This is a genomic window from Sphingobium sp. PAMC28499 (assembly GCF_004795815.1).
Lineage (GTDB): Bacteria > Pseudomonadota > Alphaproteobacteria > Sphingomonadales > Sphingomonadaceae > Sphingobium > Sphingobium yanoikuyae.
The window spans coordinates 1605996-1627865 of record NZ_CP039248.1 but is presented as its reverse complement, the minus strand read 5'-3'; the positions used below and the strand labels follow the sequence as shown (position 1 = coordinate 1627865).

Annotated in this window: 21 protein-coding genes; 8 read left to right on the top strand and 13 right to left on the bottom strand. The window is 64.8% G+C overall.

Going from position 1 to position 21870, the window contains the following annotated elements:
• Window positions 1-50 precede the first annotated feature (50 nt).
• The gene (locus E5554_RS07855; protein ID WP_099233291.1) at window positions 51-1220 is read left to right on the top strand and encodes a glycosyltransferase; all 1170 of its coding nucleotides are present in this window, start codon (window positions 51-53) and stop codon (window positions 1218-1220) included.
• Window positions 1221-2157: 937 nt separating this feature from the next.
• Here the strand turns inward: E5554_RS07855 and E5554_RS07845 are convergent.
• Window positions 2158-3795 (bottom strand): molybdopterin-dependent oxidoreductase, encoded by a 1638-nt coding sequence (locus E5554_RS07845; RefSeq protein WP_136186460.1) that lies wholly within the window; start codon window positions 3793-3795, stop codon window positions 2158-2160.
• Window positions 3796-3938: 143 nt separating this feature from the next.
• Here E5554_RS07845 and modA point away from each other — a divergent pair, with 143 nt between their 5' ends.
• Window positions 3939-4724, top strand: a complete 786-nt coding sequence (gene modA / locus E5554_RS07840) for a molybdate ABC transporter substrate-binding protein (protein ID WP_136186459.1) — start codon at window positions 3939-3941, stop codon at window positions 4722-4724.
• A gap of 39 nt (window positions 4725-4763) precedes the next feature.
• On the opposite strand, the gene E5554_RS07835 is transcribed toward modA, so the two are convergent.
• The 9 genes from E5554_RS07835 to E5554_RS07795 all read right to left on the bottom strand — a co-directional run bounded on the left by E5554_RS07835 (window position 4764) and on the right by E5554_RS07795 (window position 13206).
• Complete coding sequence (locus tag E5554_RS07835) at window positions 4764-5411, bottom strand: ATP-binding cassette domain-containing protein (RefSeq protein ID WP_136186458.1); 648 nt, start codon at window positions 5409-5411, stop codon at window positions 4764-4766.
• Window positions 5401-6102, bottom strand: coding sequence for a molybdate ABC transporter permease subunit (modB, locus tag E5554_RS07830; protein WP_037506164.1), 702 nt, complete (start codon window positions 6100-6102; stop codon window positions 5401-5403). Before modB ends, E5554_RS07835 begins: the two co-directional genes overlap by 11 nt.
• A gap of 70 nt (window positions 6103-6172) precedes the next feature.
• Window positions 6173-7459 (bottom strand): capsular biosynthesis protein, encoded by a 1287-nt coding sequence (locus E5554_RS07825; protein WP_136186457.1) that lies wholly within the window; start codon window positions 7457-7459, stop codon window positions 6173-6175.
• A complete protein-coding gene (locus E5554_RS07820) occupies window positions 7452-9095 on the bottom strand; it encodes a beta-3-deoxy-D-manno-oct-2-ulosonic acid transferase (protein WP_136186456.1) in 1644 nt (547 codons plus the stop codon). The genes E5554_RS07825 and E5554_RS07820 overlap by 8 nt, the downstream gene beginning before the upstream one ends.
• A gap of 131 nt (window positions 9096-9226) precedes the next feature.
• Window positions 9227-10522: a glycosyltransferase family 1 protein gene (locus tag E5554_RS07815; protein ID WP_037516448.1), complete on the bottom strand. Its 1296-nt coding sequence runs from the start codon at window positions 10520-10522 to the stop codon at window positions 9227-9229.
• Window position 10523: 1 nt separating this feature from the next.
• Window positions 10524-10964 carry an HIT family protein gene (locus E5554_RS07810; RefSeq protein WP_136186455.1) on the bottom strand — a complete coding sequence of 147 codons (441 nt, stop codon included), beginning with the start codon at window positions 10962-10964 and terminating at the stop codon, window positions 10524-10526.
• A 9-nt stretch (window positions 10965-10973) separates the two neighbouring features.
• Window positions 10974-11609: a CoA transferase subunit B gene (locus E5554_RS07805; RefSeq protein WP_136186454.1), complete on the bottom strand. Its 636-nt coding sequence runs from the start codon at window positions 11607-11609 to the stop codon at window positions 10974-10976.
• 2 nt (window positions 11610-11611) lie between these two features.
• On the bottom strand, window positions 11612-12496 hold the full coding sequence (locus E5554_RS07800) for an HAD family acid phosphatase (RefSeq protein ID WP_136186453.1): 885 nt from the start codon (window positions 12494-12496) through the stop codon (window positions 11612-11614).
• Window positions 12496-13206, bottom strand: coding sequence for a CoA transferase subunit A (locus E5554_RS07795; RefSeq protein WP_048936425.1), 711 nt, complete (start codon window positions 13204-13206; stop codon window positions 12496-12498). Before E5554_RS07795 ends, E5554_RS07800 begins: the two co-directional genes overlap by 1 nt.
• 88 nt (window positions 13207-13294) lie before the next feature.
• Between E5554_RS07795 and E5554_RS07790 the strand changes: the two genes are divergently transcribed.
• Window positions 13295-14179 carry a LysR family transcriptional regulator gene (locus E5554_RS07790; protein WP_136186452.1) on the top strand — a complete coding sequence of 295 codons (885 nt, stop codon included), beginning with the start codon at window positions 13295-13297 and terminating at the stop codon, window positions 14177-14179.
• A 22-nt stretch (window positions 14180-14201) separates the two neighbouring features.
• On the opposite strand, the gene E5554_RS07785 is transcribed toward E5554_RS07790, so the two are convergent.
• Together E5554_RS07785 and thiS are read right to left on the bottom strand one after the other, a co-directional pair.
• The gene (locus E5554_RS07785) at window positions 14202-14519 is read right to left on the bottom strand and encodes a hypothetical protein (RefSeq protein ID WP_136186451.1); all 318 of its coding nucleotides are present in this window, start codon (window positions 14517-14519) and stop codon (window positions 14202-14204) included.
• Between the two features lie 329 nt (window positions 14520-14848).
• On the bottom strand, window positions 14849-15850 hold the full coding sequence (gene thiS / locus E5554_RS07780; protein ID WP_136186450.1) for a sulfur carrier protein ThiS: 1002 nt from the start codon (window positions 15848-15850) through the stop codon (window positions 14849-14851).
• 131 nt (window positions 15851-15981) lie between these two features.
• Between thiS and aroQ the strand changes: the two genes are divergently transcribed.
• The 5 genes from aroQ to E5554_RS07755 all read left to right on the top strand — a co-directional run bounded on the left by aroQ (window position 15982) and on the right by E5554_RS07755 (window position 19534).
• Window positions 15982-16422, top strand: a complete 441-nt coding sequence (gene aroQ / locus E5554_RS07775; RefSeq protein WP_136186449.1) for a type II 3-dehydroquinate dehydratase — start codon at window positions 15982-15984, stop codon at window positions 16420-16422.
• A gap of 83 nt (window positions 16423-16505) precedes the next feature.
• Window positions 16506-16994, top strand: a complete 489-nt coding sequence (accB, locus tag E5554_RS07770; protein WP_136186448.1) for an acetyl-CoA carboxylase biotin carboxyl carrier protein — start codon at window positions 16506-16508, stop codon at window positions 16992-16994.
• A 12-nt stretch (window positions 16995-17006) separates the two neighbouring features.
• A complete protein-coding gene (accC, locus tag E5554_RS07765) occupies window positions 17007-18359 on the top strand; it encodes an acetyl-CoA carboxylase biotin carboxylase subunit (RefSeq protein WP_136186447.1) in 1353 nt (450 codons plus the stop codon).
• Window positions 18356-18700: an arsenate reductase family protein gene (locus E5554_RS07760; protein ID WP_136186446.1), complete on the top strand. Its 345-nt coding sequence runs from the start codon at window positions 18356-18358 to the stop codon at window positions 18698-18700. The genes accC and E5554_RS07760 overlap by 4 nt, the downstream gene beginning before the upstream one ends.
• Before the next feature lie 84 nt (window positions 18701-18784).
• The gene (locus E5554_RS07755) at window positions 18785-19534 is read left to right on the top strand and encodes a ParA family protein (protein ID WP_136186445.1); all 750 of its coding nucleotides are present in this window, start codon (window positions 18785-18787) and stop codon (window positions 19532-19534) included.
• A 9-nt stretch (window positions 19535-19543) separates the two neighbouring features.
• Here the strand turns inward: E5554_RS07755 and E5554_RS07750 are convergent, their stop codons facing one another.
• Entirely contained in the window at window positions 19544-21847 is a 2304-nt protein-coding gene (locus E5554_RS07750; RefSeq protein WP_136186444.1) for an EAL domain-containing protein, read from the bottom strand.
• Window positions 21848-21870: the final 23 nt, after the last annotated feature.

Here is a 21870-nt window from a genome sequence, read left to right as displayed (position 1 = left end):
CCCCCGCCACGCCTAAGCCTCGCTTAACCGACACGCAGTAGGGAGGGCCCATGACACTCAACGTCCTCACGCTTTCCACGCTCTTCCCGGACATGAGCCGGCCCAATTTCGGCGTTTTCGTGGAGCGACAGGCGCGCGAACTGGCGAGCCGCCCCGACGTCAGCGTCACCGTCGTCGCCCCGATCGGCATGCCACCCTGGCCGCTGTCGCGCGCCGGCCGCTATGCCCCGCTGCGCGCCCTGCCACCCAAGGAAAGGTGGAAGGATCTGACCGTCTATCGGCCGACCTTCCCGATCATCCCGAAATTCGGCGGCCGCACCAATGTCCTCACCATGACCCGCGCCATCCTGCCGCTGGTCAAGCGGCTGCACGCCCAGACCCCGTTCGACGTGATCGACGCCAGTTTCTTCTTCCCCGACGGTCCGGTGGCCCAGCGCCTGTCGAAGGCGCTCGGCATCCCCTATTCGGTCAAGGCGCGTGGCGCCGACATTCATCATTGGGGCACGCAGCGCGGCACGAAGAAGATGGTGAAGCGCGCTGCCGACGGCGCCGCCGGCCTGCTCGCCGTCTCGGCCGCGATGCGTCGTTCCATGGGCCGGATGGGCATCGATGCCGACAAGATCCGGGTCCATTATACCGGCGTCGACCTTGACCGCTTCGAAATCGCCGACCGCGATCAGGCCAAGGCCGCGCTCGGCTTCGAAGGGCCGCTGATCCTCTGCGTCGGCGCGCTCATCCCCCGCAAGGGCCAGGATATTCTGGTCCGCGCCCTGCCCCAGCTGCCCGGCACCACCCTGCTGCTCGCCGGCCAGGGCCAATATCGCCGGATGCTCGAAAATCTCGCGCAGGAACTCGGCGTCGAACGGCGCATCGGCTTCCTCGGCTCGGTGCCGCACGACCGCTTGCCGCGCCTCTATGCCGCCGCCGACGTGATGGCGCTGCCGTCGGAATCCGAAGGGCTCGCCAATGCCTGGGTGGAATCGCTCGCCTGCGGCACGCCGATCGTCATCACCGACGTCGGCGGCGCCCGCGAGCTGCTCGACCGCCCCGAAGCCGGCAAGATCGTCGATCGCGAACCCGAAGCCCTGGCCGAAGCGATCGCCGACATATTGGCCGACCCGCCCGAACGCGACGCCGTCCGCGCCGCCGCCCTGCGCTTCACCTGGACCGCCAATGGCGACGCCCTGCTCGATCATCTCACGGGCATAACGCGAGGCTGAAGCTATCCAGAATATGGCCCTAGCCCTCCGCGGGGATGGCAATGTTGGGTGGAAAGCGGAATGGCGGCTTATGGGCGCGATCTGTGAAAAGCTGCCCGCTTTGATCTACGTATCAAGCGCATAAGAAATATGGGCCAAGTGAGCGCACTCACGCCCCAGACGGCCATGAATGGATACACCAATATGGGCGCATTCATGGAATGACCGAATTGAAGCATCGCAAAAGAGCACGCGGCAAACGTCGTAGCTGAAACAGCGAGCCACATCGCGAGTGCTTTGATCCCCATGGGGACCGCTTGTGGGTGACAGACCATATCCAGTCAACTTCCGCCTTTGGTCGCTTCCCGACCATCCTCCCCTGCAAGGGGAGGTGGCTGGCCGAAGGCCAGACGGAGGGGTATCTCCCTCTCGATAGGGCGGCACCCCTCCACCACTTCGTGGTCCCCCTCCCCTTGCAGGGGAGGATTTTACAGCCGCATTTGGTCGGTAGCAGCCCCATCGCTTTCCTACTCTCGTCCTTTCTGTTCCACATGCGTCGATGGAACGCCGCGCCCTTTCCCGCCTCCACTGCCGCCGCCCACGCGACACTGTCGCGTCGCTGTCCTTTCCCTGTCGCCTCGCTGTCGCGTCGCAGGCGCGGCACCGGCGCCTGATCGTCGCGCGGCTATCCCCCCGCACCGACCGACCTGGCGCAAATCCGCCAAAAGACGCGCCACCATATGCCGCATAACGGTGTGAACTTTCTACTGTCGCGTCGGCGCCCCGTTGCCCGACGATCCCGTCGCTCTACAGCCAAGGGGCGATCGACATTCAGATGATGACGTGACGAAAATGGTGGTTTTCCGTGACCCGGAGCGCAGCGTACTCAAAGTACGTGAGCACCGGAAGCGCGGAGAACCGCCATTTGCAGGCCGTCAGGGCTGAATGTCGATTGTCCCTAGGACAGGGGCAGCAGGCGGGCCTTACCGTCCGGCGTCGGGAAGCGCCCCTCGTCGAACGGCAGCTCGCCCCAGCGCCAGGGGGTCAGTTCCTCATAGGCGGGGTTGGAAATCGGGGCATGGCGGCGCAGGTTGAGCAGCCGCGCGCCGTCATTGCCATAGGCGGTCAGGCGCACATGCTCGCGATAGATTTCCGCCGCCCATTCATAATGGAAGGCCGCCTGCCAGCCCATCGCGCGCGCGACCTGGGTGACGATCCACCAGTCGGGCTTGGCTTCGCCGGGCAGCGGGAACAGCCGGCGCTGGCGGCTGATCAGCCGGTCCGCGCCGGTCAGCGTGCCGTCCTTCTCGACCCAGCTGGCCGATGGCAGCGCGATGCCGCGCCCGTCCCGCTCGGGATCGGCCCAGGGGGTGGAGCGGATCGCCAGCGGCACCGCGTCCAGCGCCGCGCGCAGCCAGGCCGGATCGATGCCGTCGCCGCTTATGCTCCACAGCGCCCGGACGCGCCCGTCCCGCACCGCTTCGGCCAGTTCCGCGCCATCCAGCCCCGGCCCGGTCGCCATCGCCTCGGCCGACCAGAAGCGATCTATTTCGGCCATCGCCTCTGCCGTGAAGCCGCGATGCGCCGCAAGCCCCGCTGCATGGCAGCCGACCTCGCGCCCGCCCATGCCATTGGCCGCGGCCGTCATGGCAAAGGGCGTCGCCCCCGGCCTGCCAATCCGTCCGGTTGCCAGATGGAAATCGATCACCGCCCGCGCCAGCCCCTCGTCCGCGCCGCCAAACAGCGTCACGATCCGTGGCACGACGGCGATCCGGTCATAGAGCGCACGCAGCTCCACCGGCGACAGACCGCAACTTCGCGCCACCGACCACAAATCATGACGGGTCCGCAGTTGCGCCCAGAAATCGTCGGGCACGCTGACACTGCGCGCCAGATAGTCGCCATCGGTCGCGCCTGTGTCATGGCAATGGCGCAGCAGCCCGGCGATCCACGCCGCCATGCCCTCGCGCGGCACGTCGATGCGCAGGTCGGCCTCGATGCTCGTCCCCTCGCCCGGCGGCGCCAGCAACAGCAGTTCGACGCCCTGATCGGCCCGCGCCGCCGCGATCCGCGCATTCAGCACCGGATGGTCCTGCGCCAGATCGGCGCCGATCATCAGGATCAGTTCGGCCCGCTCGATATCCTCATAGGCGGCAGGCATCACATCCTCGCCATAGGCCACGCGCTGCGCCAGCGCCGCGCCGTCATTCGCCGCCCAGCCCGCATCGACATGGGCCGAACCGATGAAGCCCTTCATCAGCTTGTTGGCGACATAATAATCCTCGGTCAGCAGGCCCCCGCCGACATGCAGCGCCACGCTATCCGGGCCATGCTGGGCGATCACCGCCGACAGCCGCCGCGCAACCTGTGCGACCGCCTTCTCCCAGCGTTGCGGCCGACCGTCGATCATCGGCTGGAGCAATCGCCCTTCCAGCCCAACCTCTTCCGCGATCTCCAGCCCGCGCCCGCACAGCCGCCCGGCATTGGCCGGATGCATCCGGTCGCCCTCGACCATCAGGTCGCGATCCTCGCCGGTGATGGCGCGCAGGCCACAGCCGACGCCGCACCGGCCGCAAAGCGTGCGTATCACTGCCATGTCAAAGGGCTGCGCGGGTCCGGCCGGAATGGACGAAGGAGGGAAGGATCGGCGTCACCGGCGTCTGCTTAGCGGATCGGACGCGGCGACAAAAGCATGTGCCGACAATTGCATGGCCGCTGCGCCGGGCGCACAAAGCGGTCATGCGCTTCTTCTCTCCGATTCCGCTCCTGCTGCGCGCGCTCGCGCTGCTGTCGCTTTTGCTGTCGCCATCCTGGGCCGCCGCGCAGGACAGGCGCGGGCCACTGGTGCTTGCCGCCGCCAGCCTGCAGGAATCGATGAATGCCGCCGCCGACGCCTGGGCGCGGCAGGGCCATGCCCGCCCGGTCCTGTCCTTCGCCGCCTCCTCGGCGCTGGCCCGGCAGATCAAGGCCGGCGCCCCTGCCGACCTGTTCGCCTCCGCCGACGAAGATTGGATGGACGATATCCAGAAGGCCGGCTTCGTCGCGCGCGGCAGCCGCGCTGACATGGCCGGCAACCGGCTGGTGCTGGTCGCCCCGGCCGGCAAGCCGGTGCGGCTGCGCATTGGCCACAACATGCCGCTCGCCGCAGCGCTGAACGGCGGCCGGCTCGCCATGGCCGATCCCGACGCCGTGCCGGCGGGCAAATATGGCAAGGCGGCGCTCACCGCGCTCAATGTCTGGCCCTCGGTCGCGGACAAGATCGCGCGCGGCGACAGCGTGCGCGCCGCCCTCGCCCTGGTCGAGCGCGGCGCCACCCCGTTCGGCATCGTCTATGCGACCGACGCCCGCGCCTCGAAATCGGTGCAGACGGTCGGAACTTTCCCGACCGGCAGCCATCCGCCGATCCGCTATCCGGTGGCGCGGCTGACCGCCAGTCGCCACCGCGATGCGGAAGGCTTCCGCCGCTTCCTGCTGTCGGCGCAGGGCCGGGCGATCCTTGGCCGTTACGGCTTCAGCGCGCCCTGATCGCCGATTGTTTTCCTACGAATCGCGCACGCCATCATCTCAAAGCCCCGCACCATCTCCGGTTTTCGACGGACGGATCGAGACAAGGTCGGCTCCCAGCGCCTCCAATTCTGCACGATCGTGACTGACATAAAGAATCGGGATCGATGTGGCCGCGTGCAACTTGCGTATAAGCTCCAGTATCTGGTCCTTCAGGCCCTGGTCCAGGCCCGTCAATGGCTCATCCATCAACAAAAAATGAGGATTGGCTAGCAAGGCACGCCCAATCGCCACGCGCTGCGCCTCCCCCCCGGATAGAGAATATGGCCGGCGCTCAAGCAGATCGCCGATGCCTAACATGTCGACGATAGCTGGCATATCAAGCGCGCTGCCCCCACTATGCCTTCGGCCATAAATAAGGTTCCGGCGCACGCTCATGTGCGGAAAGAGGCGCAGATCCTGAAAAATATAGCCGCAATGCCTCTGCGCGATGGGCAGGTCTACGCCGACGGCGCTGTCAAACAACGTGCCCCCGGCAATCGCGACACGACCTTCATCGGGACGTAATAGACCGGCCACCATGTTGAGCAGGCTGCTCTTGCCTGCCCCAGATGGACCAAATAGGCCGACGATCGCACTGGAACTGGCAATGTCTATGGCCAGATGATTGGCCCCCAGTCGGCGACGGACATGAATGTCAAAGGACATGGTCGCCCCTGCCCATGCGTCTCGCGAGCCATTCGGATGCCATCAGCGCGCCGAGCGACAGCGCAATCGAAATCAGTGCCAGCCGCAATACCGCATTTTCGCTGTCCGGCAGTTGCAGCGCGGAATAGATGGCGATCGGCAGTGTTCGGGTCTCCCCTGGTATATCGGACACAAAGGTAATGGTGGCGCCAAATTCCCCGATCGATCGAGCAAAACCCAGGATCATGCCAGCCAATATGCCCGGAACCGCGAGTGGCAACGAGATGGTGCAGAAGACCCGGATACGGCCGGCTCCGAGCGTCTGGGCGACAGCCTCCAATCGTCGATCGATTGTCTCAATCGACAGCCGAATAGCGCGCACCATCAGCGGCATCGCCATGATTGCTGCCGCGAGCGTTGCGCCCGTCCAGCGAAACAACAGACTGATGCCAAACCAGCTTTCCAGCCAATAACCAAAAACACCCTGCCGACCAAACAGAAGCAGCAGTAGCCAGCCGGTGACCACCGGTGGCACCACCAACGGCAAATGCACCAGTGCATCAAGCATCAATTTGCCAGGAAAACGATAGCGCGCGAGCAACCATGCCAGGGCAAAAGCTATCGGCAGCATCGCGAAGACCGCTGTCAGACTGACCCGGAGCGAAAGCCCGATGATCGCCCATTCTTCAGCACTGATCGATGACAATAGCATGTAGTCACCGATTCACTTCGGCAAGATTACGCATTCGCCGATCAATGGCGATGGTCACCAAAATTGTCCTTTAGCGTATTCCACGTAACACCGGGCCCTTTTGCATTGTCCATCGTGGTGCCCGACCTCGGTCTGGCCGGATAATCTGCGCAGGCGCCCGCAACAGCCGATCAACCGCGTTGCTGACGAGCATCTGCAGCCCTTCCTCGCTCAGAAGCCCTCCGCGAATGAGGCAGCGATCGACCAGAACTCGCCGAAACGCTGAATAGAGCGTCATGTCCGGCTGGCGCGGCGCCGACCAGAAATCATCAAGGCTCGACTGATGCACCACTCCTGGCACCTTGTAGACTGCGTGCCCCAGAACCACGACAGGCTTGCCGGCATTGAGCGCCAGCGTGCCTACAGTGCTGTTCACCGTCACCACGCCCAACGACTTGCCCACCACTTCGGCAATGTCCCAATCGGCCAGATAGACGACACGGTCCTTTACGCCATAATACGCGGCCAGCCGGCGAGTCAGTCGGTCCCAGGCGACAAGACCGGGGTCCAGCGGATGGCGTTTCACCACAAGAGAGACATGATCAGGCGCATGCTGAGCAAAGCTCTTGATAGCGAAACGCAGCGCAGCGCGCATGTTGCCGAAGGGCGAATGAACGCGAATCTGATAATCGGAGTTGAGTTGCAACGGGAGCGCGAAATAGGGTTTATCCTTGACCGTATCCCACGCCTTGAAAGACCGGCGCCCGTCACCGCGACGCATGACCAGCTTGCGACACCAGGCGACCGATTCCATCAGGAAACTATGCGGCCGGTGGGTTCGGTAGAATGGGAAATAGGGCCGCATGAATGCAGCGGCCAGACCATTGCGCATCGTGTTGCGCGCACGGGCATCGAAGGTCGAGGGCACGGGCGGCAGATTATCGATATAGTCCGGCAAGCCCCGGACCTGGTCTAGATACCATTGCGGGTCCAGCGGCAGAGTCGAATTGCCGTTCACGCCATCGTCCTGCAAGGTCAGGAAATCGGGGCGAATATACCCTTCCTCCACGACATGAACATGCAAGTTGCGCAGCCGTGCCATGCCATGTGCCGAGGTATGGTAGGGACGGCAATCACCATAGAGAATCAGGTCCGTAACGCCATGATTGACGATAAAATCGTCAAAGAAGAGTGGCCAGTTACGAAATGTTCCACGATAATCGGTGGCATCTCCTGGCCAATCGACCTTGTCGCCACCATTGATGTTGATCCGCAGAGCGGAATGCCCGCGCTTGCGCAACGCATCCGCAAGCATCGAGAAATAGGGACCATGCGGCCCCTGCAGGAACAAGAATATTTTCGACGTTGGTTCAGCCATGAAGGAACTCAGCGGACAATGTCATAAATCTTCGTAGCTTCCCCTGTAGCGCGCGCAGCCGAATGAGCCATGTCATCGGCGGCGTCGATCCACTGGCCATGCGGTCCACCATCAGTTCGGGGCCACAGGGCAAGCGCGTCACCGGATCGAGATAGCGAGGATAGAGAATGAGTGCGCCCGCGACAAGCTGATCCACATCCAGCAAACGCCCTCTTCGGGATGACGGCTTGGCCAGGTCGCGGGTCAGCCCCCAGCCGGCATAGAAGGGCATGCCATGCACCGTGACAGAGCGACCGCGCATCAGCGCCTCGAAGCCTGTCAGCGAGGAAAGCACATGGACTTCGTCTACCCGCTGCACCAGTTCCATCAATGGTGCCCCGCTGTCGATCGCGTCGGCATGTTCCAGCACGACCGCATCGCTCAGATGGCCCTTGCGATGTCCGGCCTGGACGTCGGGATGGGGGCGGTAAACGATCCAGGCGTCCGGCTCCGCCTTGCGCACGCGGGCCAGGAAATCCAGATTGCCGCCAACGCCCGCGCCGCCCAGCTGGACGGACATGTCGTCATCGACCTGTCCCACGGCCAGGACGGTCCGCCGGTCGGCCGGCAGATCGATCATCTGCCCAGCCTCCGGTCCATATTTGGTAACGCCCGCCGCGCAGACCCGATTGCGCAAGCGGCGCGCTCGGTCGACCAGGGCAGGCGTAAATATCTGGGTTGCGAGCAATGTCTCCAGATCGCTGGGCCTTCGGGCATTATAATAGATGCCGCTGCGATCAATCACCACGGACCCGGGCGGATGCAAGCCTGCCCCCAATCCGCGCGATCGCAGGAAACCATCTTCCACTCGCGCGATCGAAACGCCCTTGGCCGCTGCCTCGCTAACCGTATCGGACGGCACACGGGACGGCCAGATCGCCAGCGCCGCGCCACGCTGACGCGCCCGAGCCAAGCCTCGGGCAGCTGACAGGAAGGGCGGGCTATCAAGCCCATCCCAGAGAAAATGCCGGATCGCCTCCCGTTTCCAGAAGGCCATGCCGCTGGCAGCGGCGATACCACGATTGCCGTCGATATGGCGGCGCCAGTCGGCCAGTTGCGCAACGACATGCGCGGCATCGACCGGCGCACCGGTAAAACAATCCCGATAGATCGCCGCCGCCAGCCTGTCCCGTGCTGCCGCGCGCAATCGCTCCGGCGCAAACCGATCACCATTCGCGCCAAAGACCGCCACGCCGAGCAGGCCCCCGATGATCGCCAGATCATCGTCCGGCTGGGCATAGATGGCACGCGCCTGCGCCACCAATGTCCATGGGTCGCAACCGACCGGCAGAAAATGACCGATCTTTGCGCTGACGGCCGCACCACCCCGTCGCGCCAGCGGCAGGATGCCAATCTGTCCAGCGACCAGACCGACACAGGCCTCTGCGGGAATCGCGATCCCGGCCCGCGCCACGACCTGCACACCCCGTGGCCGATGCCCCCAGAAATCGCCCCCGACACGCGCAGCCACAATCATGTCGAACAATGTGTCGGGAATAGCCGCGACCGACGCGCCGGCTACCGGATGGCTGATCGCCGCCACATCCGGATCAATGCCCGGAAAGGGGGGAGAACGCAGGAATGGCATCATGGTCACGGAGCGTCGCGCTCCACCTGAGACATAGGTCCCATTCGCCTTTTCCACCAACCCCCGGTCACATATCCCCCTGATCCGGCACGCGGTCATCTTCTCGACCGGATCAGTCATGATCGCCGGGCGATGACAGGTCAAGGAACAGTCGCTGTCACATCTTCCAATAGCTGCGCCACTATGTCGAAATAGTCACGCCAGGTCGGCGCATGCCATCCGCCGATCCGCGCAAGCTGCGCCGCCCGCTGCGGCGAATCCGCTGCGGCATAGGCGTGGATCATCCGCATCCAGCCCATGCCATCGAGCGGATCGATATAATCGGGCGCATCCCCGCCCACCTCGCGATGGGCTGAAATGTCACTGCAGATCACCGGGACGCCGGCACATAGCGCCTCGACCACCGGCATGCCGAACCCTTCGGCAAAGGACGGCATCAGCATCGCCCGCGCGCCCGCGACCAGATCCTGCATCTGGTTGTCGGGCAGCTCGCCCGCCTCGACCACATGGCCGCGCAGCGCCTCGCCCCGCTCCAGCATGTCGATGACATTCTCATTTTCCCAGCCGCGCCGACCGATCAGCACCAGCATCGGCGCCGCATCGCCCAGTTCGTCCACCATTCGCCGCCAGATATTGAGCAGCAGCAGATGATTCTTCCGCGGCTCGATGGTCGACAGATAGACGAAATAGGGCCGCTGCGGGATCGCCGTGCCCGACCCGCCAAACACATCGGGCGGATCGGCGCCGAAATGGGCGACGCATGTCTGGCGATCGGCCAGGCCGTTCGACAGATGCGGTTCCAGCGCGTCCAGCGTCGCCTGGCTGTTGCCGATGATGCCGGTTGCATAAAGGTCGATGCTGCGCAGCCGGCGACGATGCTCGTCCGCGCCCTGCGGCCGGGCGAATTCGGGATGGCTCAGCGGAATGACGTCATGCACCAGCGTGACGAACTTTGCGCCCTCCGCGCGCAAAATCGCCCCGACCTGCGCCGCATCGTCCAGATGATGGGGCGATGCCTGCAGATAGATGCGCGGCCCCTTGGCCTTGGGCACCGGGCGCGGGCGCGTGGCGAACATGTGGCGGATCACTGCCGCCCGCTCCTTGCGCTCGTCGGGCGAATCCACATTGCGCCATTTCGCCGCGGTGAAGGCCAGGAACTGGCGCACCGCGGCATGGTTCAGGCGGCCATAATAGCCGCCAGCGGGGTGAACGGCGGCGAAGGCCAGCCGGTCGGGCATCCGCTCCAGCAATTCGCGGGCATAGACATATTCGACCCGGTCGATGCCGGTCGGCGTCGGGTGAAAGGCACGCGAGAGCAGCCGCGAGATGTCGAGGATCACCTCGGCCCCGCCCCGGTCCCCGGTCAGATAGCTGTTGGCCGGCTTGGACCGCAGCGCCAGCCGCGCGCCCGGCGCCTTGAAGGGTTTGAGTGCCACGTCAGAACTGCGCGCGAATCTCTTCGGCCAGCGCCGCCAGCGCATCCTTGTCCGCCTGCGCGCCGGCGCCATGGGCGGCGAAGCCCTTGGGGTCGCCTTCCCAGCGCGGCAGGATATGGACGTGCAGGTGGAAGATCGTCTGGCCCGCCGGCGCGCCGTTATACTGGGCAATCTGGATACCGTCGGGGTCCAGCGCCTTGCGGATGGCGGTGGCGACCTTCTTGGTGGTCGCCATCACCTCACCCAGCGCCTCATCCTCCATCTCCAGCAGGTTGCGCGCCTTGGACCATTTGGAAATGACCAGCGCATGGCCCCGCGTCTGCGGCATGATGTCGAGGAAGGCGAAGGTGTTCTCGTCCTCGTACAGCTTGGTCGACGGGATCTTGCCCTGCAGGATCAGGGCAAAGATATTAGCTTCGTCATAGGTGCCGTCGAGGCTCATGAAACGCCCTTAGCTGAGATAATGGGCGGTCGTCTTAGCAGCGACTTCCTCGGCGGTCACGCCCGGTGCCAGCTCAATGAGCTTGAACGGGCTGTCATGGTCGGGACGCTGGAACACGCACAGGTCCGTGACGATCATGTCGACCACATTCTTGCCGGTCAGCGGCAGGGTGCAGGCGGGGATGAACTTGGGATCGCCATTCTTGGACGTATGCTCCATCACCACGATGATCTTCTTGACGCCGGCGACCAGGTCCATCGCGCCGCCCATGCCCTTGATCATCTTGCCGGGGATCATCCAGTTGGCGATGTCGCCATTCTCGGCCACTTCCATCGCGCCAAGGACGGTCAGGTCGATATGCCCGCCGCGGATCATCGCGAAACTGTCGGACGAGCTGAAATAGGCCGATTGCGGCAACTCGCTGATCGTCTGCTTGCCGGCGTTGATCAGGTCCGCATCCTCATCCCCCTCATAGGGGAAGGGACCGATGCCCAGCATGCCATTTTCCGACTGCAGCGTCACTTCCACGCCATCAGGAATATGGTTCGCCACCAGCGTCGGGATGCCGATGCCCAGATTCACATAGAAGCCGTCCTCCAGCTCCTTCGCCGCACGCGCGGCCATCTCGTCACGGGTCCAAGCCATTATCACTTCTCCCCTTGGGCGGGCGGCGCCCACCTCTTGTCGGCAGGAAAAACATCGTCGAAGCCGCCCTTGAGGCCGCTGCCATAAACGGGGTTTGGCAGGACGAACCAGCCCGCGCCCCAGAGTTTCGCGATCGCCGGGCCTTGCGTCGCGTCGCGGCGCGCCGGCACGCTCTGCCCCGCATTGAACAGGTCGGTGAAATCACCCAGCTGGTCGCCGCCCAGCGCGATCACGCAATAGCTGCGCGAAATCGTCCAGCGCCGGCCATCCTTGCGCGATCCCATGGCATCGTCGCCGGCCAGATACAGCGTCTGGCCATGCACCGCCTCGCCCAGCCCCGCCGCCTTGATCGCGCGTGCGGTCGCGTCGGCATTGGCGGCCGAGCGGTTGGTGTTGAAGATCACGGTGACACCCATCGCCCGCAGCGCGTCGAGGCCGCTGTCAGCGCCCGGCACCGGGCCGACCGCGCCTTCGCCGGTCTTTTCCCACGCGTCCCAGTCGGCGGCATCATAGCCCTTGCCGGTCTTCGCATCATGATATTCGAAGCCGGTGTTCAGCATCACCGTCTCGTCGACGTCGAACACGGCGGCGAACGGCCGGTTGCCGCACGGCACATATTTGGGCGCATCCAGGCTCGCGCCTTCGGCCAGCACGACAGAATCGGCCGGCCGCGCCTTCACGACTGCTGCGGCATGGGCGACCAAAGCGGTCCAGGCCTGGCGCGACAAGGCTGCCGCCTCACCCGAACCATAAAGATATTGCATGCCGGCCGGCGGCACGGCCGGTCCGGTCGGCGTCACCGGCGCCGGTCCACTTGCCGTGGTCGTCGCACAGGCCGCCAGCGGCGCCAGCAACAGTGCCGGCGCAAGCCGCATCATCGTCGCCATCAGGCCGCGTCCCTCTGGCGCACGGTGCGGAACTCGATCTTCTTGTCATAGGGCGCGCCGACGATCATCCGCTTGACGTAGATGCCCGGCAGATGGATCGCATCGGGGTCCAGGCTGCCGACCGGCACCACTTCCTCCACCTCGGCGATGCAGATCTTCGCCGCGGTCGCCATCGGCGCGTTGAAATTGCGCGCGGTCTTGCGGAAGATCAGGTTGCCGCTCTCGTCCGCCTTCCAGCCCTTGATGATCGCGACATCGGCAAAGATGCCGCGTTCCAGGATATAGTCCTGACCGTCGAAATTCTTCACTTCCTTGCCCTCGGCCACCGCCGTGCCGACGCCGGTCTTGGTGTAGAAGCCGGGAATGCCCGCCCCACCCGCGCGGCAGCGCTCGGCCAACGTCCCCTGGGGGCAGAATTCCACCTCCAGCTCGCCCGCCAGATATTGCCGCTCGAACTCCTTGTTCTCGCCGACATAGGAGGAGATCATCTTCTTGACTTGGCGCGTGCGCAGCAGCTTGCCCAACCCCTCGCCGTCGATGCCGGCATTGTTGCTGGCGATGGTCAGGTCCTTGACCCCCGAATCGCGGATCGCATCGATCAGCCGTTCGGGGATGCCGCACAGGCCAAAGCCGCCCGCGCACAGATGCATGCCGTCGAACAGCAGCCCTTCCAGCGCGGCGGCGGCATCGGGGTAGAGCTTCTTGGCCATCGGCATCCATCCTTTTGAAATTTCGGCGCAGCCTAGGCAGGCAAACCGATCAATACCAATGATTTGTTTTTTCGGTTAAACCCAAACAATGTCTATCAATCGCATCGCCTTCTACCATCTTGAAACCCTGCTCTGGATCGCGCGGCTGGGCACTTTCGCGGCGGCGGCGGCGCGCCTCAACACGACCCAGCCGGCCATTTCCGCGCGGGTGCGCGAACTGGAAAGCCATCTGGGCACCGCGCTCTTCCGGCGCGAGGGGCGGTCGATGGCCCTCACGCCCGCCGGGCGCGAGCTGGTGCGCGAGAGCGAACCGCTATGGGCGCGTTTCCAGGGCGTGCTGATGGGGTGCAGCGACATATCCGGCGCGACCGGCATCATCCGCATCGGTGCGGGGGAAATTGCGGCGGCCAGCTGCCTGCCCGGCTTCGTCGCCCAGCTTGGCCGCGACCTGCCCCATGTCAGTCTGGAGGTCGACATCGCGCTTACCGCCGACCTCATCCAGCAGCTCGCGTCCGGCCATGCCGACCTTGCCTTCGCCGCCGGCCGCATCGCCCATCCGATGCTGCGCACCGCGCCGATCGGCAACGTCGACCTGCTCTGGCTCGCCAGCCCCGCGACCGTCGCGACGATGGCAGACGTGCGCCCGCCGATCTGGTCGCTCACCAACCTGTCGCCGCTCTACCGCATCATGAAGGACGCGATCGCCGCGTCGGACCTGGCCGACTGCCCGCTCAACCTGTGCAACAATGTCCGCACCATGATCGACATCGTGCTGGAAGGCGGCGGCATCGGCATCTTCCCCCGGCCGATGGCCCGCCAGCAACTGGCCGAAGGCCGACTGGTCCCGGTGCCCAACGCCCCGCTCATGCCCCCGGTCGATTTCCACGTCGCCGTCCGCGCCGCCGAAGCCGACCCGCTGGTCCTCGCGATCTTCGACCGGGCCAGCCGGCTGGAATTGCGGGGTGAAGAGTGAAGAACAAGGAATAGGCTTACGGTCAATTTCCGAACAAGCGCATCATTCCCCAGGCAAGAACGTAGCTCATGACAGCTATGACAGCCATTCCCAGAGCTATCGCGACGGAACGCCTGTCTGCATTCCTCACGGACGGCCAACTATATATCAGCCCCATGAATATCGCGCCGGGTGCGCAAACCAGCATCAGCACTCCGAAAACATAGCCCGACAGGTCCACATGCGGTCCGCCAAGCAACATGAAGGCTGGCAAGGTCAGGACAGCGGCAGGGGCAACGGCCAGAAGGAAGGTAGCAAACAGGGCGTAACGCCCAATCAGGATCAGCGATTGTCGGCTCATGCGATGCATCTAAGCATGAATGGAGACGGACGGGCTAGGCCCATGCAAGCGCAGCCTCCTGTCCTACACGCGCTTCTTCTGATTTATTCTGAGGGATGGGACATCCGCCCCCAAGCAATCGGTCATGCACCGCCCAGGCGTCGCTTCACTGTCGCCCCGGTGTCGCCTCCGTGTCGCGTCGAACGCGCGTCATCGTGACCCGATTGTCGCGCGACTGTCGCTTCGCTGTCGCGTCGCGGGCGCATTCCCGGCGCATTGGTCCGGAATCACCCCCACGACACTGTGAACTTCGACTGTCGCGTCGAATCTCCCGCCGCGACGCCCTGGAATCAGATCAGGCCGGCAAGCGGGCTCGACGGGTCGGCATACATGCGCTTGCCCATGCGGCCGGCGCGATAGGCCATGCGGCCGGCCTCGACACCCGCCTTCATCGCCGCCGCCATCAGCACCGGGTCCTTCGCCTCGGCAATGGCGGTGTTCATCAGCACGCCGGTGCAGCCCAGCTCCATCGCCTGCGCCGCTTCCGACGCGGTGCCCACGCCCGCATCGACCAGCACGGGCAGCTTGGTGCCTTCCACGATCAGGCGGATCGTCACCTTGTTCTGGATGCCCAGACCCGACCCGATCGGCGCGCCCAGCGGCATGATCGCGACCGCGCCGGCATCCTCCAGCCGCTTGGCCGCGATCGGATCGTCAACGCAATAGACCATCGGCTTGAAGCCTTCCTTGGCCAGCACCTCGGTCGCGCGCAGCGTTTCGACCATATCCGGGTAGAGCGTCCGCGCCTCGCCCAGCACTTCCAGCTTCACCAGTTCCCAGCCGCCCGCCTCGCGCGCCAGGCGCAGGGTGCGGATCGCCTCCTCGCCGGTGAAGCAGCCAGCGGTGTTGGGCAGATAGGTGACCTTCTTCGGGTCGATATAGTCGGTCAGCATCGGCGCGTTGGGATCGGACACGTTGACGCGACGCACCGCCACGGTGACGATCTCCGCGCCCGACGCGACCAGCGCGGCCGCATTCTGCTCGAAATTCTTGTATTTGCCGGTGCCCACGATCAGGCGCGAGCGGAAGGTCTTGCCCGCCACCGTCCAGCTGTCATCGTCAACGGCGGTCACATCGCCGCCACCCACAAAATGGACGATCTCCAGCTCGTCGCCGTCTTCGACCTTCACATCGGCCAGGGTCGAGCGCGGCACCACTTCCAGATTGCGCTCCACCGCCACCTTCTCCGGCGCGAAGCCCAACTCGCTCGCCAGCTCGGCCAGGGTCAGGCCGTCGCGGATGCGGCGATGCTCGCCATTGATATGGATGGAGATGGTGCCGTCGATGCTCACTACATTATCCCGTTCGTGGCTGGAAACGTGTCTCGACTTGGCGCGACACGAAGGGCTAAAGATCAGCGCGCATATAGGGGCGGCGGTGCCGCGCCCGCAACAGACAAGTCTCGACCGAATGGGGGATCGCCATGGCGGACACACGCAAAATCTATGTTCTCAACGGCCCGAACCTCAACATGCTCGGCACCCGCGAACCGGAAATCTACGGCTATGACACGCTCGACGACATTGCCGAGCGGATGGAGGATGCCGCCCACCGCGCCCATGTCGAGATCGATTTCCGCCAGTCCAATCATGAAGGCCATCTGGTCGACTGGCTGCAGGAGGCGCATCGCGAGGGTGCCCATGCCATCATCATGAATCCCGGTGCCTATACGCACACATCGATCGCTCTGCATGATGCGATCAAGAGCATCACCGTGCCGGTGATCGAGATCCACCTGTCCAACCCGCACACGCGCGAGGCCTTCCGCCACAAATCCTATGTCGGCATGGCCGCCAAGGGCACGATCGCGGGCTTTTGCGCCATGTCCTACATGCTGGCGCTCGAAGCAGCTCTGGAACTGTAGAACGCACAAAAGTTGCGCTTTGGCGCAAATGAGCATAGGCGCTGGCCGCCAGAACGCATTTTGAAAGACGACAAGGGTCAAGCATGAACGACAAGCATGACAAGGGCGCGATGCAGGTGGACGTCACCCTGGTGCGCGAACTGGCAGCTTTGCTGGACGACACCAACCTGACCGAGATCGAGGTTGAAGACGGCGACCGCAAGATTCGCGTGGCGCGCAAGATCGGTGGCGGCGCCCCCATCTTCGCAGCGCCCGCTGCCGTAGCGGCACCCGTCGCTGCCCCGGCTGCGGCACCGGCCGCTGCCTCCGCCGCAGCTGCCGAACCCGCCCTGCCGGCCGGCAATGTGGTGAAGTCGCCGATCGTCGGCACCGCCTATCTTTCGGCCGAGCCGGGCGCAGCCCCCTTCGCGCGCGTCGGTGCGCAGGTGAAGGCCGGTGAAACCGTGCTGATCGTCGAGGCCATGAAGGTGATGAACGCGATTACCGCGCCCGTGGCCGGCACCGTCAAGGCCGTGCTGGTCGATAACGGCCAGCCGGTCGAATATGACCAGCCGCTGATCGTCATCGAATAAGGCCGCGATCCCATGGCCATCGAAAAACTGCTGATCGCCAACCGGGGCGAAATCGCGCTGCGCATCCACCGCGCCTGCCATGAAATGGGCATCAAGACGGTGGCGGTCCATTCGACCGCCGACGCTGATGCCATGCATGTGCGCCTCGCCGACGAGGCCATCTGCATCGGGCCGCCCGCTGCCAAGGACAGCTATCTCAACATCGCCGCGATCATCTCTGCGGCCGAGATCAGCGGCGCCGACGCGATCCATCCGGGCTATGGCTTCCTCAGCGAAAACGCCAAGTTCGCCGAAATCGTCGAGGCTCATGGTCTCGCCTTTGTCGGTCCCAAGCCCGAACATATCCGCACCATGGGCGACAAGATCGAGGCGAAGCGTACCGCTGGCGCGCTCGGCCTGCCGCTGGTGCCGGGTTCGGACGGCGCGGTCAGCGATGTCGAGGAAGCGCGCGCGATTGCCGATGCTGCCGGCTATCCGGTGATCATCAAGGCCGCGTCTGGCGGCGGCGGTCGCGGCATGAAGGTCTGCACCTCGCCCGACCAGCTCGAAACGCTGATGCAGCAGGCCGGTTCGGAAGCGAAGGCCGCGTTCGGCGACGCCACCGTCTATATCGAGAAATATCTCGGCAATCCGCGCCACATCGAAATCCAGGTGTTCGGCGACGGCAATGGCAATGCCATCCATCTGGGCGAACGCGATTGCTCGCTGCAGCGTCGCCACCAGAAGGTGCTGGAAGAAGCGCCCTCGCCCGTCCTGAGCCAGGCCGAGCGTGAACGGATCGGCGGCATCTGTGCCAAGGCGATGGCCGACATGGGCTATCGCGGCGCGGGCACCATCGAGTTCCTGTGGGAAAATGGCGAATTCTACTTCATCGAGATGAACACCCGCCTGCAGGTGGAGCATCCGGTGACCGAGATGATCACCGGCCTCGACCTGGTGCGCGAACAGATCCGCGTTGCCGAAGGCAAGCCGCTGTCGGTGAACCAGGAAGATATCCGCTTCGCCGGCCATGCGATCGAATGCCGCATCAACGCGGAAGATCCCAAGACCTTCGCGCCCTCGCCGGGCACCGTCACCAGCTATCATGTTCCGGGCGGCATGCATGTCCGCGTCGATAGCGGCCTGTATCAGGGCTACAAGGTGCCGCCTTACTACGACTCCATGATCGGCAAGCTGATCGTCTATGGCCGCACCCGCGAGGGCGCGATCATGCGCCTGCGCCGCGCGCTGGAGGAATATGTGATCGAAGGGATGAAAACCACCATCCCGCTGCACCAGGCGCTGCTGAAGGATCCCGAATTCCTCAACGGCGACTATACGATCAAGTGGCTGGAAGAATGGCTTGCCCGTGAGGATGGCCAGTGAAGGCCACCATCTGGCACAATCCCAAATGCGGCACGTCGCGCAAGACGCTGGCGATCCTTGAGGAAACGCCCGGCGTCGAGGTGGAGGTGGTCGAATATCTCAAGACCCCCTTCACCCGCGACAAGCTGGCCCAGCTGTTCGCCGACGCCGGGATAACCCCGGCCGACGCGATCCGCAAGATGGGCACCGATGCCGAGGAACGCGGTCTGCCGGACATGACGGCGGATGCGATCCTGGACGAGATGGCGGCCAATCCGGCCTATGTGAACCGCCCCTTCGTCGAAACCGAAAAGGGCGTGCGCTTCTGCCGCCCCCAGGACAAGGTTCTGGAAATCCTCTGAATATCAGCCGCTTGTCACGCCCATGTAACAAGCGGCTGATTTGAGCCCTTGCTTTGACGGGGGGAAGCCGTAGCTTCCTCTCCCATGGCAAAGGAACCGGCATTGGCGACCATCGCCGTCTACAGCCTCAAGGGGGGCGTTGGCAAAACCACCTTTTCGGTCAACCTCGCCTGGGCGTCGGCGAGCATATCGAAACGGCGCACCCTGCTCTGGGATCTCGACCCGCAGGCGGCGTCGAGCTGGCTCCTCTCCACCGATCTTGAAAGCCGCGATGCGGCCCAGGCCATCTTCAGCAAGGATGTCGAGGTCCGCAAGCTGATCCAGCCCACCACCGTGCCGGGCCTGGACCTGATCGCCGCCGACACGTCGCTGCGCAGCCTCGACCATCTGTTCCGCGAGATGGACAAGAAGAAGCGGCTGGCCAAGCTGATCGACAGCCTGGGCAAGGATTATGACCGCATCATCCTCGATTGCCCGCCGGGCCTCACCGAAACCAGCGAGCAGGTGCTGCGCGCCGCGGACCTGATCGTCATCCCGGTCATCCCCTCCCCCCTGTCGCAGCGCGCGATGGGCGAGGTGGCACGCTATCTGGTCCAGCGCGGCGGCAATCATGCGCCGATCCTGCCAGTCTATTCGATGGTCGACCGCCGCCGCAGCCTGCACCGCAAGGCACTGGAAGAGCAGCCCGGCTGGGGCGCGATCCCGATGGCCAGCACGATCGAGCAGATGACGGTCCGTCGCAAGCCACTGGGCGCCTTCGCCCCCGCCTCGCCCCCGGCCCAGGCCTTCGGCGCGCTATGGACGATGGTCGAGCGGCAGGTTCAGCAGGGCTGAGGCCCTGCCTCAGCCAACGGCGCAGGCCTGCGCCGGCGGATCGGGGAACAGGCGCGCCGCATCCTGCGGCAGCATCGGCCGGCCATAATAATAGCCCTGCACCTTCTTGCAGCCCAGCCGGCGCACCATGTCCAGCTCGGTCGCGGTTTCCACCCCTTCCGCCGTGGTCGACATGCCCAGGCTTTCCGCCAGCGTCACCACCGCCCGGATGATCGCCAGATTCTCCGGCGTGTTATGTGCCGCCCCGACGACGAAGCTGCGATCGATCTTGATCGTGTTGAAACGGGTGCGGCTGAGATAGCCAAGCGAGGAATAGCCGGTGCCGAAATCGTCGAGCGACAATTGTATGCCCATCGCCTGCAACTGATCCAGCACGCGCAGCGCGCCGTCGTCCTCATGCATGAACACGCTTTCGGTGACCTCCAGCTCCAGCCGCCGCGCATCGAGCCCGCTCTGGGCCAGCGCATTGATCACCGCGGAGATGAAGTTGGACTGGTGCAGCTGTTCCGCCGATACGTTGACGGCGACCCTTATATGCGCGGGCCAGCGCATCGCCTCGCGGCACGCGGTGCGCAGCACCCATTCGCCGATCGGTCCGATCAGCCGTGCCTCCTCGGCCACCGGCACGAATTTCGACGGCGGGATCGGCCCCAGTTCGGGATGGGTCCAGCGCGCCAGCGCCTCGAACCCCGTGATCACGCCCGAGGTGGCATCAACGACCGGCTGATAGAGAAGATGCAGCTGATCCTTCTCCAGCGCCTCGCGCAGCGCCTGCTCCAGCCGCTGCCGCTCTTCGGCCTTGGCATGCAGCTGCGGCTCATAGGGGCAATGGACGCCGCCGCCTTCATCCTTGGCGCGATAGAGCGCCAGATCGGCGCTGCGGATGATCGATTCGGACTGATGTCCGTCGATCGGCGAGACGGCCGAGCCGACCGACGCCCCGACATGCAGCACATGCTGATCGATCTGATAGGGGGCCGACAGCGCGTCGATGATCGCGATCGACAGGCGCGCCACCGCCCGGTCATCGTCGATCCGCGCGATCACCACGCCAAATTCATCACCGCCGATGCGACCGCAAAAGCCGGCACCGCCACAGACATGGCGCAGGCGCTGCGCCACCTGGCTGAGCAGCTGGTCGCCGACCTGATGGCCCAGGCTGTCATTGATCGCCTTGAACCGATCGAGATCGAGCATCAGGAACGCGCAGCCGGGCCGGCGATTGCCGGTGTCGGCCATCGCCTGGTCCAGCGCATCGCGCAGATGGGCGCGGTTGGGCAGGCCGGTGAGCGTGTCGAACCGCGCCAGCTGGGCGATCTTGTCCGCCGATTCCCGCTGGACGGTGATATCGGACCCGACACCCCGAAAGCCCTGGAAATTGCCATTGTCATCATAGCGGGGCGAGGCCGACAGTTCGAGCCAGCGCGTGCGCCCCTGCACATCGACGGGCAACGCCAGATTGCTGAAGCTCTCCCGCCGCTTGAGATGATCTGCCAGGCTATGCAGGCTGGAAGCGAATCGGCCGCTTTCCCATCCGGCGCCGGCCAGAACCTGGACCAGCGGCGCCCCTTCCAGCGCCTGCGGCGTCATGCCGACGCTTTCGGCGAAACGCTGGGATACGCCGCTGATCCGGCGCAGCGCATCGGTCTGCCACAGCCAGTCGGACGCGCCCTGCTCATATTCGCGCAGCAACAGGCTGACGACTTCGGTCTGCTCGGCCAGTTGGACCGTGGTGCTGTGCTGGCGTGCGAAGGTGCGGGCATAGATGAGGCAGCCGACCAGCAGCGACAGTGCATAGCTGGTGGCGAGCGCCCGCAGCGGCAACAGGGTTTCGCCGTCGAACATCGCCGACAGGCCGACGATGCAGGGCACCAGGAAAGCGATCGCGGCCAGCGGCGTCGCCGCATAGCTGATTGCGCCGCACACCATGATGCAGCTGATGAGGGTCCAGAGCGCCACGAGATGCTCGGCCCCCTCTCCCCTCGAAAAAAGCGTCATGCAGGCCGCCCAGACCAGGCCGTGCAGCAGACCGGTCAGGGCATGACGGCGCAGGTCGCGCGCCTGCGGCAAGCCGCCGGCGCCGATCTTCCGGCGATGGATCAACAGGGCACTGACGGCGACGGCACCGATCAGCGCGACGCTCCAGCCGATCATGACGGTCGCCGAAACATGGCTGCCGAACACGCGCCAGAGGAACAGCAGGCCGAACACGTTCATCGCCAGACGCAGCAGCGCGACGCTGTCTGCCGACTGCAACTGGGCAGTCAGGACGCGCATATCGGCTTCATCGACGAGGCGTGCGAGCCCCATCATCGCCCTTAGCGAGCCCCGTCCCT